At 70.7% G+C, this 14,029-nt stretch carries 14 protein-coding genes; 13 read left to right on the forward strand and 1 reads right to left on the reverse strand.

What is annotated here, in order from left to right:
• From AB0G52_RS01640 to nusB, 12 genes are all read left to right on the forward strand, one after another.
• Positions 1 to 375, forward strand: coding sequence for a hypothetical protein (locus AB0G52_RS01640; RefSeq protein WP_132889274.1), 375 nt, complete (start codon positions 1 to 3; stop codon positions 373 to 375).
• Positions 375 to 3,047 (forward strand): alanine--tRNA ligase, encoded by a 2,673-nt coding sequence (gene alaS / locus AB0G52_RS01645; protein WP_361332711.1) that lies wholly within the window; start codon positions 375 to 377, stop codon positions 3,045 to 3,047. Before AB0G52_RS01640 ends, alaS begins: the two co-directional genes overlap by 1 nt.
• A gap of 14 nt (positions 3,048 to 3,061) precedes the next feature.
• A complete protein-coding gene (gene ruvX, locus AB0G52_RS01650; RefSeq protein ID WP_361332714.1) occupies positions 3,062 to 3,526 on the forward strand; it encodes a Holliday junction resolvase RuvX in 465 nt (154 codons plus the stop codon).
• 123 nt (positions 3,527 to 3,649) lie between these two features.
• Positions 3,650 to 5,404 carry an endolytic transglycosylase MltG gene (gene mltG, locus AB0G52_RS01655; RefSeq protein WP_132889278.1) on the forward strand — a complete coding sequence of 585 codons (1,755 nt, stop codon included), beginning with the start codon at positions 3,650 to 3,652 and terminating at the stop codon, positions 5,402 to 5,404.
• Positions 5,385 to 6,224, forward strand: a complete 840-nt coding sequence (locus AB0G52_RS01660; RefSeq protein WP_132889279.1) for a shikimate dehydrogenase — start codon at positions 5,385 to 5,387, stop codon at positions 6,222 to 6,224. The genes mltG and AB0G52_RS01660 overlap by 20 nt, the downstream gene beginning before the upstream one ends.
• A gap of 221 nt (positions 6,225 to 6,445) precedes the next feature.
• Positions 6,446 to 7,630: a chorismate synthase gene (gene aroC, locus AB0G52_RS01665; RefSeq protein WP_132889280.1), complete on the forward strand. Its 1,185-nt coding sequence runs from the start codon at positions 6,446 to 6,448 to the stop codon at positions 7,628 to 7,630.
• Between the two features lie 32 nt (positions 7,631 to 7,662).
• On the forward strand, positions 7,663 to 8,145 hold the full coding sequence (locus tag AB0G52_RS01670) for a shikimate kinase (RefSeq protein WP_358978398.1): 483 nt from the start codon (positions 7,663 to 7,665) through the stop codon (positions 8,143 to 8,145).
• Positions 8,142 to 9,233 (forward strand): 3-dehydroquinate synthase, encoded by a 1,092-nt coding sequence (gene aroB, locus AB0G52_RS01675; protein WP_132889281.1) that lies wholly within the window; start codon positions 8,142 to 8,144, stop codon positions 9,231 to 9,233. The genes AB0G52_RS01670 and aroB overlap by 4 nt, the downstream gene beginning before the upstream one ends.
• Before the next feature lie 142 nt (positions 9,234 to 9,375).
• Positions 9,376 to 10,200: a Pro-rich N-terminal domain-containing protein gene (locus AB0G52_RS01680; RefSeq protein ID WP_361332719.1), complete on the forward strand. Its 825-nt coding sequence runs from the start codon at positions 9,376 to 9,378 to the stop codon at positions 10,198 to 10,200.
• Between the two features lie 130 nt (positions 10,201 to 10,330).
• Positions 10,331 to 11,437, forward strand: coding sequence for an aminopeptidase P family protein (locus tag AB0G52_RS01685; protein WP_132889283.1), 1,107 nt, complete (start codon positions 10,331 to 10,333; stop codon positions 11,435 to 11,437).
• Between the two features lie 52 nt (positions 11,438 to 11,489).
• Positions 11,490 to 12,056 (forward strand): elongation factor P, encoded by a 567-nt coding sequence (efp, locus tag AB0G52_RS01690; protein WP_132889284.1) that lies wholly within the window; start codon positions 11,490 to 11,492, stop codon positions 12,054 to 12,056.
• Between the two features lie 2 nt (positions 12,057 to 12,058).
• Positions 12,059 to 12,490 carry a transcription antitermination factor NusB gene (gene nusB, locus AB0G52_RS01695; RefSeq protein ID WP_132889285.1) on the forward strand — a complete coding sequence of 144 codons (432 nt, stop codon included), beginning with the start codon at positions 12,059 to 12,061 and terminating at the stop codon, positions 12,488 to 12,490.
• A gap of 192 nt (positions 12,491 to 12,682) precedes the next feature.
• On the opposite strand, the gene bldD is transcribed toward nusB, so the two are convergent.
• A complete protein-coding gene (gene bldD / locus AB0G52_RS01700; RefSeq protein ID WP_020938842.1) occupies positions 12,683 to 13,186 on the reverse strand; it encodes a transcriptional regulator BldD in 504 nt (167 codons plus the stop codon).
• A 250-nt stretch (positions 13,187 to 13,436) separates the two neighbouring features.
• Here bldD and pyrR point away from each other — a divergent pair, with 250 nt between their 5' ends.
• Positions 13,437 to 14,012, forward strand: coding sequence for a bifunctional pyr operon transcriptional regulator/uracil phosphoribosyltransferase PyrR (gene pyrR / locus AB0G52_RS01705; RefSeq protein ID WP_132889286.1), 576 nt, complete (start codon positions 13,437 to 13,439; stop codon positions 14,010 to 14,012).
• Positions 14,013 to 14,029 lie beyond the last annotated feature (17 nt).

Raw genomic sequence — 14,029 nt, forward strand, 5'->3', positions numbered from 1 at the left:
ATGTTCCGCCGTACGTTCTGGTTCACCACCGGTGTCGCCGCCGGCGTCTGGGCCACCACCAAGGTCAACCGCAAGATCCGGCAACTGACCCCGGAGAGCCTCGCCGCCACCGCAGCGAACAAGGCGCTGGAGACCGGCCACCGGATCAAGGACCGGGCGGTCGGCTTCGCGCTCGACGTCCGCGACAACATGGCCCAGCGGGAGGAAGAGCTGGGGGAGGCGCTGGGCATCAACGCGGACCCCGCCCTGCCCGCGCCCCGGCGGCTCGCCGCCATCGAGAACCACCGCAGCAACCCGAAGTACATCGAGAACAGCAGGATTGCGAAGCACGTCGATCCCACGACGTACTCGTACGACCGGAATGAGGACCACTGATGGAGTCGGCAGAGATTCGCCGCCGCTGGCTGAGCTTCTTCGAGGAGCGCGGGCACACCGTCGTCCCTTCGGCGTCGCTCATCGCGGACGACCCGACTCTGCTCCTCGTCCCGGCCGGCATGGTGCCCTTCAAGCCCTACTTCCTGGGTGAGGTCAAGCCGCCCTTCGCCCGCGCCACCAGCGTGCAGAAGTGCGTGCGCACCCCGGACATCGAAGAGGTCGGCAAGACCACCCGGCACGGCACCTTCTTCCAGATGTGCGGCAACTTCTCCTTCGGCGACTACTTCAAGGAAGGCGCCATCAAGTACGCCTGGGAGCTGCTCACCAGCCCCCAGGACAAGGGCGGTTACGGCCTGGAGCCGGAGAAGCTCTGGATCACCGTCTACAAGGACGACGACGAGGCCGAGCGCATCTGGCACGAGGTCGTCGGCGTGCCGAAGGAGCGCATCCAGCGCCTCGGCATGAAGGACAACTACTGGTCCATGGGCGTCCCCGGCCCCTGCGGCCCGTGTTCCGAGATCAACTACGACCGCGGCCCCGAGTTCGGCGTCGAGGGCGGCCCCGCCGTCAACGACGAGCGGTACGTGGAGATCTGGAACCTCGTCTTCATGCAGTACGAGCGCGGCGAGGGCATCGGCAAGGACAACTTCGAGATCCTCGGCGAACTGCCCAGCAAGAACATCGACACGGGCCTCGGCCTGGAGCGCCTCGCCATGATTCTGCAGGGTGTGCAGAACATGTACGAGATCGACACCTCCATGGCCGTCATCAAGAAGGCCACGGAGCTGACCGGCGTCCACTACGGCGACGCCCACGCCTCGGACGTCTCGCTGCGCGTGGTCACCGACCACATGCGCACCTCCGTGATGCTCATCGGCGACGGCGTCACCCCGGGCAACGAGGGCCGTGGCTACGTGCTGCGCCGCATCATGCGCCGTGCCATCCGCAACATGCGGCTGCTCGGTGCCACCGGCCCGGTCGTCCTCGACCTGATCGACACCGTGATCGCGATGATGGGCCAGCAGTACCCGGAGCTGGTCACCGACCGCGAGCGCATCGAGAAGGTCGCCGTCGCCGAGGAGAACGCCTTCCTCAAGACGCTGAAGGCCGGTACGAACATCCTCGACACGGCCGTCACCGAGACCAAGGAGGCCGGCGGCAAGGTTCTCGCCGGTGACAAGGCGTTCCTTCTCCACGACACCTGGGGCTTCCCGATCGACCTCACCCTCGAAATGGCCGCCGAGCAGGGCCTGTCGGTGGACGAGGAGGGCTTCCGCCGCCTGATGAAGGAGCAGCGGGAGCGCGCCAAGGCCGACGCCCAGGCCAAGAAGACCGGCCACGCCGGTGCCGGCGCCTACCGTGAGATCGCCGACAGGACCGGCGAGACCGACTTCATCGGCTACAGCGACACCGAGGGCGAGACCACGATCGTCGGCATCCTGGTCGACGGCGTCTCCTCGCCGGCCGCCACCGAGGGCGACGAGGTGGAGATCGTCCTCGACCGCACCCCGTTCTACGCCGAGGGCGGCGGTCAGATCGGCGACACCGGCCGGATCAGGGTCGACACCGGTGCCGTCATCGAGATCCGCGACACCCAGAAGCCGGTCCCGGGCGTCTACGTCCACAAGGGCGTCGTCCAGGTCGGCGAGGTGACGGTGGGTGCCAAGGCCCACGCCTCGATCGACTCCCGCCGCCGGACCGCCATCGCCCGCGCCCACTCGGCCACCCACCTCACCCACCAGGCGCTGCGTGACGCGCTCGGCCCGACCGCCGCCCAGGCCGGTTCGGAGAACCAGCCCGGTCGCTTCCGCTTCGACTTCGGTTCGCCGTCCGCGGTTCCGACGGCCGTGATGACCGACGTCGAGCAGAAGATCAACGAGGTGCTCGCCCGCGACCTCGACGTGCGCGCCGACATCATGGGCATCGACGAGGCCAAGAAGCAGGGCGCCATCGCCGAGTTCGGCGAGAAGTACGGCGAGCGGGTCCGCGTGGTGACCATCGGCGACTTCTCCAAGGAGCTGTGCGGCGGCACCCACGTGCACAACACCTCCCAGCTGGGTCTGGTGAAGCTGCTCGGCGAGTCCTCCATCGGCTCGGGCGTACGCCGTATCGAGGCCCTCGTCGGTGTCGACGCCTACAACTTCCTGGCCCGTGAGCACACGGTCGTCGCCCAGCTCCAGGAGCTGATCAAGGGCCGTCCGGAGGAGCTGCCGGAGAAGGTCTCCGCCATGCTCGGCAAGCTGAAGGACGCCGAGAAGGAGATCGAGAAGTTCCGCGCGGAGAAGGTGCTGCAGGCCGCCGCCGGTCTCGTCGAGTCCGCCAAGGACGTGCGCGGGATCGCCGTCGTCACCGGGCAGGTCCCGGACGGCACCACCCCGGACGACCTGCGCAGGCTGGTCCTCGACGTGCGCGGCCGCATCCAGGGCGGACGCGCCGCCGTGGTCGCCCTCTTCACGGTCAACAACGGCAAGCCGCTCACGGTCATCGCCACCAACGACGCCGCCCGCGACCGCGGCCTCAAGGCCGGTGACCTCGTCCGTACCGCCGCCAAGACGCTCGGCGGCGGCGGTGGCGGCAAGCCGGACGTCGCCCAGGGCGGCGGCCAGAACCCGGCCGCGGTCGGTGAGGCCATCGACGCCGTCGAGCGCCTCGTCGACGAGACCGCCAAGTAAGGAAACGGTCGGAAATGCGCAGAGGACGTCGGCTCTCGATCGACGTCGGGGACGCCCGGATCGGGGTCGCCTCGTGCGACCCCGACGGGATCCTCGCCACCCCGGTGGAGACGGTCCCCGGCCGGGACGTCCCGGCGGCCCGCCGCCGGCTGCGGCAACTGGTCGAGGAGTACGAACCGATCGAGGTCGTCGTCGGACTCCCGCGCTCCCTCAAGGGAGGTGAGGGCCCGGCCGCCGTCAAGGTCAGGGCCTTCGCCCAGGAGCTCGCCAAGGGCATCAAGCCGGTGCCGGTCCGCCTGGTCGACGAACGGATGACGACGGTGACGGCCAGTCAGGGACTGCGTGCCTCCGGGGTGAAGTCCAAGAAGGGACGCTCCGTCATCGACCAGGCCGCCGCTGTGATCATCCTTCAGCAGGCGCTGGAATCCGAACGGGTGTCAGGTAAACCACCCGGTGAGGGCGTCGAAGTGGTCATCTGATCGCGATACGGTAACGTTCCGCGCGATGCGATGGTTTTCGAACAGCCACCGCACAGCAAGAGGCGGAACGGTCCGTCGGCCCACCAGCCGCGTGATGCGCCGCCTCGCGGCTCTAGGGGATCGATGACTGAGTATGGCCGGGGCCCAGGCTCCGAACCGTGGCACCCGGAGGACCCGTTGTACGGGGACGACGGGTGGGGCGGACAGCAGGCCCACGTGGGTCGGCAGTCCCCCTACGGCGGCCAGCCGCAGCACTACCCGCAGCAGTCGCAGCAGCAGTACGGCGACTGGGGCCAGCACCCGCAGGGTGGGTACGACCAGCACCACGGCCAGCAGCAGTACGCCTACTACGACGAACAGGGTCAACTGCAGTACGCCGACGGGCACGGGCAGCAGCAGTACGACCAGCAGTACGCCGGTCATGCCCCGCAGCAGTACCACCAGGGCACCTGGGACGCGGCCGGCACCCACGGCGAGGTGCCCTACGCCGCCGACCCGGGCGACCCCTACGGCCAGCAACCCGTGGCCTACGGCGGTGAGCAGCCCGACTTCTACGGCACCGAGGACGCCTACCCGCCGCCGGAGCCACCCGGCCGCAGGCGTGAACCCGAGCCGGCCCCGCAGCCGGACCCCGCTGCCGAGGAGGAGGAAGAAGAGCAGCATCCCTTCTTCACCGGCGCGGACGACGAGGCCGACGAGGACGACGACGATCCGAAGGGACGCCGCGGTGGTGGCCGCGGCAAGGGGGGCAAGGAGCCCAAGGGCGGCAAGAAGGCCAAGGGCGGCGAAGGAGCCAAGAAGCGCCGCAACGGCTTCGCCTGCCTGGTGGTCTGCCTGGTCTTCGGCGGCGGCGCGGCCACCGTCGGCTACTTCGGCTGGCACTTCTACCAAAATCGTTTCGGCGCCTCCCCCGACTACGCGGGCAGCGGCATTGCCGAGACCGTGACCGTACAGATCCCCAAGGGCGCCGGCGGGTACGACATCGGGCGTCGGCTGAAGGAAGCAGGCGTCGTCAAGAGCGTCGACGCGTTTGTCCACGCGCAGTCGCAGAACCCGAAGGGTGACACGATCCAGGCGGGCGCCTACACCCTGAAGAAGGAGATGTCCGCCGCGAGTTGCGTGCTGCTGATGCTCGACCCGAAGAGCCAGGCCAATGTGGTGGTCACCCCGGGCGAGCGCGCGGCTGCCGTCTACGTGGCCCTGGACAAGAAACTCGGCCTTTCCGCGGGCACCAGCAAGAAGATCGCCAAGGCCGAGTACAAGAACCTCGGTCTGCCCAGTTACGCGAACACCAACAGCAAGATCATGGATCCGCTGGAAGGATTCCTCTACCCGGGGACCTATCCCGCGGCCAAGGGCATGAAGCCCGACGCGATCCTCAAGCAGATGGTCGCGGCGGCCAAGGAGCAGTACGCGACCTACGATCTGGCCGCCGAGGCCAAGAAGTACGACCTGGACAGTCCGCTGCAGGTCATCACGGTCGCGAGCCTCGTTCAGGCCGAAGGAAAGACGCACGACGACTTCCGCAAGATGGCGGAAGTGGTCTACAACCGTCTCAAGTCCACGAACACCGAGACGAACCGGTTGCTCCAATTCGACTCGACCTTCAACTACTTGAAGGGCACGAGCAACATCCACATCAGCGAGTCGGAGATCAACAGCAATCGGGACCCGTACAACACCTATACCCAGAAGGGTCTGCCGCCCGGTCCCATCGGCAACCCCGGCGAGGACGCGCTGAAGGCGGCACTGAATCCGACCGACGACGGCTGGATGTACTTCGTGGCGACCGACGGCGTGAACAACACCGAATTCGCCAAGACCAACGCCGAATTCGAAAAGCTCAAGGAAAAGTTCAATGCCAGCACGGGCCGCTGACGCCCGCCGGGCCGCCGTGCTCGGTAAGCCCATCGCCCATTCGCTCTCCCCGGTGCTGCACCGGGCCGCGTACGACGAACTCGGGCTCACCGAGTGGTCGTACGAGCGCTTCGAGGTCGACGAGGCCGGGCTGCCCGGCTTCATCGAGCAGCTGGGGCCGGAGTGGGCGGGGCTGTCGCTGACCATGCCGCTGAAGCGGGCGGTCATACCGCTGCTCGACGAGGTCAGCGAGACCGCCGCCTCGGTCGACGCCGTCAACACCGTCGTCTTCACGCAGGACGGGCGCCGAGCCGGCGACAACACCGACATCCCGGGCATGGTCGCCGCGCTCCGCGAACACGGCATCGAACAGGTCGACTCCGCCGCGATCCTCGGCGCCGGCGCCACCGCCTCCTCCGCGCTGGCGGCGCTCGCCCGGATCTGCACCGGCGAGGTCGTCGCCTACGTCCGCAGCGCGGCCCGCGCCGCCGAGATGCGGGAGTGGGGCGAGCGGCTCGACGTCGAGGTCCGCGTCTCCGACTGGGCCGACGCGGAGCAGGCCCTGCGCGCCCCCCTGGTGATCGCCACCACTCCCGCCGGTACCACCGACGACCTCGCCACCGCCGTACCGGAACGCCCCACCACCCTCTTCGACGTCCTCTACCACCCGTGGCCCACCGCCCTGGCCGCCCGCTGGTCCATGTTCGGCGGCGCCGTGGTGAGCGGCCTGGACCTCCTGGTGCACCAGGCCGTCCTCCAGGTCGAGCAGATGACCGGCCGCAGCCCGGCCCCCGTCGAGGCGATGCGCCGCGCCGGGGAGAAGGCGCTGGCCGAGCGCTGACCGCTCCGCCGGGACACGGCGGGCGCGGGCACCGGGTGCGCCCGTCCGGCGCCGACCTGGCACATCCGCGTCCGCCTGCTGGACCGGCGGCCGGGTCCGGGGTCCGGACGTGGGAGGATCGGAGGTGGCGGACCGGGGCCGCGCACCCGGTCGGGCCGTCGCCGTACGCGAGGACACGCGTACGCAGGGCAGTACCAGGGCGCGAGCACTGAGGAGCATCGTTGAGCAGGCTGCGTTGGCTGACCGCGGGGGAGTCCCACGGTCCCGCACTTGTCGCGACGCTGGAGGGCCTTCCCGCCGGCGTGCCGATCACGACCGAGATGGTCGCCGACCACCTGGCGCGGCGGCGGCTCGGCTATGGCCGCGGTGCGCGGATGAAGTTCGAGCGCGACGAGGTCACCTTCCTCGGCGGCGTCCGGCACGGCCTGACCCTCGGCTCCCCGGTCGCGATCATGGTGGGCAACAGCGAGTGGCCCAAGTGGGAGCAGGTCATGGCGGCCGACCCGGTCGACCCCGAGATCCTCGCGGGCCTCGCCCGCAACGCCCCGCTGACCCGGCCCCGCCCCGGCCACGCCGACCTCGCCGGCATGCAGAAGTACGGCTTCGACGAGGCCCGGCCGGTCCTGGAGCGGGCCTCGGCCCGCGAGACCGCGGCCCGCGTGGCGCTCGGCGCCGTCGCCCGCTCGTACCTGAAGGAGACCGCCGGCATCGAGATCGTCTCGCATGTCGTCGAGCTGTGCTCCGTGAAGGCCCCGGCCGGCAGCTACCCCACCCCGGCCGACGTCGAGAAGCTGGACGCCGACCCGCTGCGCTGCCTGGACGCCGACGCGTCGAAGGCGATGGTCGCGGAGGTCGACCAGGCCCACAAGGACGGCGACACCCTCGGCGGTGTGGTCGAGGTGCTGGCGTACGGCGTGCCGGTCGGCCTCGGCTCGCACGTCCACTGGGACCGCAAGCTGGACGCCCGCCTCGCCGGTGCCCTGATGGGCATCCAGGCGATCAAGGGCGTCGAGATCGGCGACGGCTTCGAGCTGGCCCGGGTGCCCGGCTCCAAGGCGCACGACGAGATCGTCGGCACACCGGAGGGCATCCGGCGCGTCTCCGGCCGGGCCGGCGGCACCGAGGGCGGACTGTCCACCGGTGAGCTGCTGCGGGTGCGGGCCGCGATGAAGCCGATCGCGACCGTCCCGCGCGCGCTGCGGACGGTGGACGTGGCGACGGGCGAGGCCGCACAGGCGCACCACCAGCGCTCCGACGTCTCCGCCGTCCCGGCGGCCGGCATCGTCGCCGAGGCCATGGTCGCGCTCGTCCTCGCGGACGCGGTCGCCGAGAAGTTCGGCGGCGACTCGGTCCCCGAGACCCGGCGCAACGTGCGCTCGTACCTCGACCACCTGGCCATCCGGTGAACACCGCACCGGTGGTGGTGCTGGTCGGGCCGATGGGCGTGGGCAAGTCCACGGTCGGGCAGCTGCTCGCCGCACGGCTCGGCGTCGGCTACCGGGACACCGACGAGGACATCGTGGCCGCCGAGGGCCGCACCATCGCCGACATCTTCGTGGCCGAGGGCGAGCCCGCGTTCCGCGCCGTGGAGAAGCAGGCGGTGCGGGTGGCGCTGGCCGAGCACGAGGGCGTCCTCGCACTCGGGGGCGGTGCGATCCTCGACGCCGAGACCCGCGCGCTGCTCGCCGAGCGGCGGGTGGTCTACCTGTCGATGGACGTCGAGGAGGCCGTCAAGCGCACCGGCCTGAACGCGGCCCGGCCGCTGCTCGCCCTGAACCCGCGCAAGCAGTGGCGCGAGCTGATGGAGGCGCGGCGGCACCTGTACGAGGAGGTCGCCACGGCCGTCGTGGCGACCGACGGCCGTACGCCCGAAGAGGTCACCCAAGCAGCCCTGGACGCACTGGAGTTGAAGGAAGCATGAGCGAGGCAGTCACCCGGATCCAGGTCGGCGGCACGGCGGGCACCGAGCCGTACGAGGTCCTGGTGGGCCGTCAGCTGCTCGGTGAACTGGGCGGGCTGATCGGCGAGAGGGCCAAGCGGGTCGCCGTCATCCACCCCGAGGCGCTCGCCGAGACCGGCGACGCGCTCCGCGCCGACCTGGCCGGGCAGGGCTACGAGGCCGTCGCCATCCAGGTGCCCAACGCCGAGGAGGCCAAGACCGCCGAGGTCGCCGCCTACTGCTGGAAGGCGCTCGGCCAGTCCGGTTTCACCCGCTCCGACGTCATCGTGGGCGTGGGCGGCGGCGCCACCACCGACCTGGCCGGTTTCGTGGCCGCGACCTGGCTGCGCGGGGTCCGCTGGATCGCGATCCCGACCACCGTGCTGGCCATGGTGGACGCGGCGGTGGGCGGCAAGACCGGCATCAACACGGCCGAGGGCAAGAACCTGGTCGGCGCCTTCCACCCGCCGGCCGGAGTGCTGTGCGACCTGGCCGCCCTCGACTCCCTCCCCGTCAACGACTACGTCTCCGGGCTCGCCGAGGTCATCAAGGCGGGCTTCATCGCCGACCCCGCGATCCTGGAACTCATCGAGTCCGACCCCGAGGCGGCGCGGACCCCGGCCGGCCCGCACACGGCCGAGCTCATCGAACGCTCCATCCGGGTCAAGGCGGAGGTCGTCTCCTCCGACCTGAAGGAGTCCGGGCTGCGGGAGATCCTCAACTACGGCCACACACTCGGCCACGCCATCGAGAAGAACGAGCGCTACAAGTGGCGGCACGGCGCCGCGGTCGCCGTCGGCATGCACTTCGCCGCCGAACTGGGCCGCCTCGCCGGACGTCTCGACGACGCGACGGCCGACCGCCACCGCACGGTCCTGGAGTCCGTGGGCCTGCCCCTGCACTACCGCTACGACCAGTGGCCCAAGCTGGTCGAGACGATGAAGGTCGACAAGAAGTCCCGCGGCGACCTGCTGCGCTTCATCGTCCTGGACGGCCTCGCCAAGCCGACCGTCCTGGAGGGCCCCGACCCGGCCGTCCTGCTCGCCGCGTACGGCGAGGTCGGCCAGTAGACCGCTGCTGTCCGCGCCACCCGGATCCGCCGTGTGGCGCGGGCACTTCGGACCGCCCCCGGCCGTTTCACCGAACGACGACCGGGGGCGGTACCGTTCGGTAACGAGCGCAGCCGCACATGACGAGACGGAGTGGCACCGGATGCAGCACGCAGTGGGATCTCCGCTGCCGCCGCCCCATCGGCCGGGGCAGGAACCGACCGGCTGGCAGCCGGCCGCACACCATCCGGGAGCACCCCAGGGCCCCGCACCCGTGCCGCCGCCGGCCGCCCCGCCACCGCCCACGGTCCCGCCGCTGCCCACGGCCCCACCGTCGCCCGATGCCACGGGCCACGTCTCGCTGCCGCCGGGCGCTCCGGTCGGCATCCCGACCGCACCGCCGGCCGCGGCCACCACGCCCGACCTCGCCGCCACCACCCTGGCCGTCCTCCTCATCGGCCCGGCCGGGGCGGGCAAGACCAGCGTGGCCAAGTACTGGGCGGACCACCGCCGGGTCCCCACGGCCCACATCAGCCTCGACGACGTCCGCGAGTGGGTCCGCTCCGGCTTCGCCGACCCCCAGTCCGGCTGGAACGACAACTCCGAGGCCCAGTACCGCCTCGCCCGCCGCACCTGCGGCTTCGCCGCGCGCAACTTCCTGGCCAACGGCATCTCGTGCATCCTCGACGACGCGGTCTTCCCGGACCGCCCGGTCGTCGGCCTCGGCGGCTGGAAGCGCCACGTCGGCCCCGGGCTCCTGCCGGTCGTCCTCCTGCCCGGCCTCGACATCGTCCTGGAGCGCAACGCGGAACGCTCGGGAAACCGCCGCCTCACCGACGAGGAGGTGGCCCGCATCCACGGCCGCATGGCCGGCTGGTACGGCTCGGGCCTCCCGATCATCGACAACTCCCAGCTGGACGTGCCGACCACGGCCCGCGTTCTGGACGAGGTGCTGGCCAGGGCGATAGCGAGCCCCCCGAACTGGTGACCGGGGTCGAGCGGAGACACTCAGGGGCGCGAGGAACCGCGCGACCAGCCCCACCGGCCCGCACCCGAGGACGCACCCCACTCGGCCCTCCCGACCGGCACAATCCGCCCATCACTCCTACGCTCGTGTCATGTCCGAGGTGTACGCCGCCCGCCGAACCCGCCTGAGGGACCGCTGCCAGGCCAGCGGCAGCGCCTGCGCGCTGGTCTCGCGCCCCGCCAACGTGAGGTACCTCGCCGGCGCCGCCCCGCACGGCTCCGTCCTGCTGCTGGGGAGACACGAGGACCTCCTGGTGAGTCCGGGCCCGCCGGACGACCGCCCCACCGAGGCCCGCGCCGACGACTCCCTGCGCCCGCACCTCCTGGAAGGCCCGGGCGGCGACCCCGTCGTGGCCGCCGGCGGCCTGGCCGCCGCCCAGGGCGCCGACGCCCTCGCCGTCGAGGAGCACCACCTCACCGTGGCCCGGCACCGCGCCCTCGCCTCGGTCGCCCCGCGGCTGCGCCTGGCCGACCTGGGCAGCGCCGTCGAGCAGCTCCGGGTCGTCAAGGACGAGGAGGAGATCTCCTGCCTGCGCATCGGCGCCGAGATCGCCGACCAGGCCCTCGGCGAACTGCTGGAGTCGATCCTCGTCGGCCGTACCGAACGGCACCTCGCCCTGGAGCTGGAGCGCCGCCTCGTCGACCACGGCGCCGACGGCCGCGCCTTCCCGACCTCGGTGGCCACCGGTCCGAACTCCGGCCGCCGCGGTCACCGCCCCACCGACCGGCGGGTCGAGGAGGGCGACTTCCTCTCCGTCTGCCTCGGCGCCACCTACCGGGGCTACCGCTGCGAGATCGGTCGCACCTTCGTCATCGGCACCTCGCCCGCGGACTGGCAGATCGAGCTCTACGACCTGGTCTTCGCCGCCCAGCGGGCCGCCCGGGAGAGCCTCGTGCCGGGCGCCGCCTGCCGGGACGTGGACCGCGCGGCCCGCCAGGTACTGGACTCCGCGGGCCACTCCGAAGGCCTGCAACCCCTGACGGGACACGGCGTCGGACTCGAAATCGACGAGGACCCGCAGCTCGCTCCCGCGGCCATGGGTAAACTGGACGCTTGCGTGCCGGTCACCGTCGAACCGGGGGTCCACCTCCCGGGCCGGGGCGGTGTCCGGATCGATGACACGCTCGTCGTCCGCCCCGAGGCGGACGGCGGACCCGAGCTACTCACCATCACGACCAAGGAGCTGCTCGCACTATAGGGAAGGTGCGTGCGCCGGGGTCGTCCACGTCAGTCCAGGAGATTCCGCAACCGTGGCTTCCACGAACGACCTCAAGAACGGCCTGGTGCTCAAGCTCGAAGGCGGCCAGCTCTGGTCCGTCGTCGAGTTCCAGCACGTCAAGCCCGGCAAGGGCCCCGCCTTCGTGCGCACCAAGCTCAAGAACGTGCTGTCCGGCAAGGTCGTCGACAAGACCTTCAACGCCGGCGTCAAGGTCGAGACGGCCACTGTCGACAAGCGCGACATGCAGTTCTCGTACATGGACGGCGAGTACTTCGTCTTCATGGACATGGACACGTACGACCAGCTGCACATCGACCGGAAGACCGTCGGCGACGCCGCGAACTTCCTGATCGAGGGCTTCACGGCCGTCGTCGCCCAGCACGAGGGCGAGGTGCTCTTCGTCGAGCTGCCCGCCGCCGTCGAGCTGACCATCCAGGAGACCGAGCCCGGCGTCCAGGGCGACCGCTCCACCGGCGGCACCAAGCCCGCCACGCTGGAGACCGGCCACCAGATCCAGGTCCCGCTCTTCATCACCACCGGTGAGAAGATCAAGGTCGACACCCGCACCAGCGACTACCTCGGCCGGGTGAACGGCTAACCGTGGCTGCCCGCAACACGGCCCGCAAGCGCGCCTTCCAGATCCTCTTCGAGGGCGACCAGCGCGGGGCCGACGTCCTGACCGTGCTCGCGGACTGGGTCCGGCTGTCCCGGACCGACACCCGGCAGCCGCCGGTCAGCGAGTACACGATGCAGCTGGTCGAGGGCTACGCGGAACACGCCACGCGTATCGACGAGCTGATCGCCCAGTACTCGGTGGGCTGGACCCTCGACCGGATGCCGGTCGTGGACCGCAACATCCTGCGCCTGGGCGCCTACGAGCTGATCTGGGCCGACGAGACGCCGGACGCCGTCGTTCTCGACGAGATGGTGCAGATGGCCAAGGAGTTCTCGACGGACGAGTCACCGGCGTTCGTGAACGGGCTCCTCGGACGCCTGAAGGAGCTGAAGCCGTCGCTGCGCCGCGAGGCGTGAGCCGACGAAACACCGGAGGGCCTGCAGCGTGCTTGCTGCAGGCCCTCCGGCGTGCTGTGCGCCCCATGGGCCAGGGGATGCCGTGCGGGGCGGCTGCGGGCCGTGTGGGGCTGAAAAAGCACCGCCGGGTCGGTCGGAACCAGCTGGTTCCGGCCATCCCGGCGGCACGTTTCTGCTCAGGTGTGGTGCGGGTCAGGCGTCCTCGTGGGTGGCCACCGCGCGACGGGCGTCCGCGTCGAGGACTCCCCAGCTGATCAGCTGCTCGGTGAGGACCGAGGGCGACTGGTCGTAGATGACGGCCAGTGTGCGCAGGTCGTCCTGGCGGATCGACAGCACCTTGCCGTTGTAGTCACCGCGCTGGGACTGGATCGTCGCCGCGTACCGCTGCAACGGGCCCGCCTTCTCGGCCGGCACGGTGGCCAGCCGCTCCAGGTCGAGGACCAGCTTCGGCGGGGGCTCGGCGGCACCGCCGGGAGTGGTGCCGGGCAGCAGCTCCTGCACCGGGACCCCGTAGAAATCCGCCAGCTCGGCAAGGCGCTGCACGGTCACGGCACGGTCGCCGCGCTCGTACGAACCGACCACGACGGCCTTCCAGCGACCCTGGGACTTCTCCTCGACACCGTGGAGGGATAGGCCCTGCTGGGTGCGGATGGCCCGGAGCTTGGCCCCGAGCTGTTTGGCGTATTCGCTGGACATATGGCTCCCCGGACACTGTCGACGCGGCCGGCTTGGTTCCCGCCGCGCGGCTGGTAACTCACTGTGAGGTTACGCAGCGTTACTCTCCCGCGTCAAGCCGAATGGTCCGCACCGACTCTTCCGTGCGAGCCACGACCGATTACGCCAAGGGGGTGATCGGGGGGCTCTGCGTCACCTGCTACGGTGGATGGCGCAAATCCGACGTCCTTTAAGGTCCGTCCCGTGAGGCGGAGAAGGAGGTCCGTTTCGTATGGACAAGCAGGTAAAGCCTGATCTTCAGGCGTCCGATGCCCGGCCCGTTCTCGAAGGGCCCGACATCGCGCGGGTGCTGACCCGCATCGCCCACGAGATCGTCGAGCGCGCCAAGGGCGCCGACGACGTGGTGCTCCTCGGCATCCCGACCCGTGGCGTCTTCCTCGCCCGGCGGCTCGCCGCCAAACTGGAGCAGGTCACCGACCGCAAGATCCCCGTCGGCTCGCTCGACATCACCATGTACCGCGACGACCTGCGCATGCACCCCCCGCGCGCGCTGGCCCGCACCGAGATCCCCGGCGACGGCATCGACGGCAGGCTGGTCGTCCTCGTCGACGACGTGCTCTTCTCGGGCCGCACCATCCGTGCCGCCCTCGACGCCCTGAACGACATCGGGCGCCCGCGCGCGGTCCAGCTCGCGGTCCTCGTCGACCGCGGCCACCGCGAACTGCCCATCCGCGCCGACTATGTCGGCAAGAACCTCCCCACGTCGTTGCGGGAGACGGTCAAGGTCCTGCTCGCCGAGGAGGACGGTCGCGACACCGTGCTGCTCGGCGCCAAGCCGGCCCAGTAGCGGACCCAGGGTGTCGC

The organism is Streptomyces sp. NPDC021562 (genome assembly GCF_040640875.1).
GTDB lineage: Bacteria > Actinomycetota > Actinomycetes > Streptomycetales > Streptomycetaceae > Streptomyces.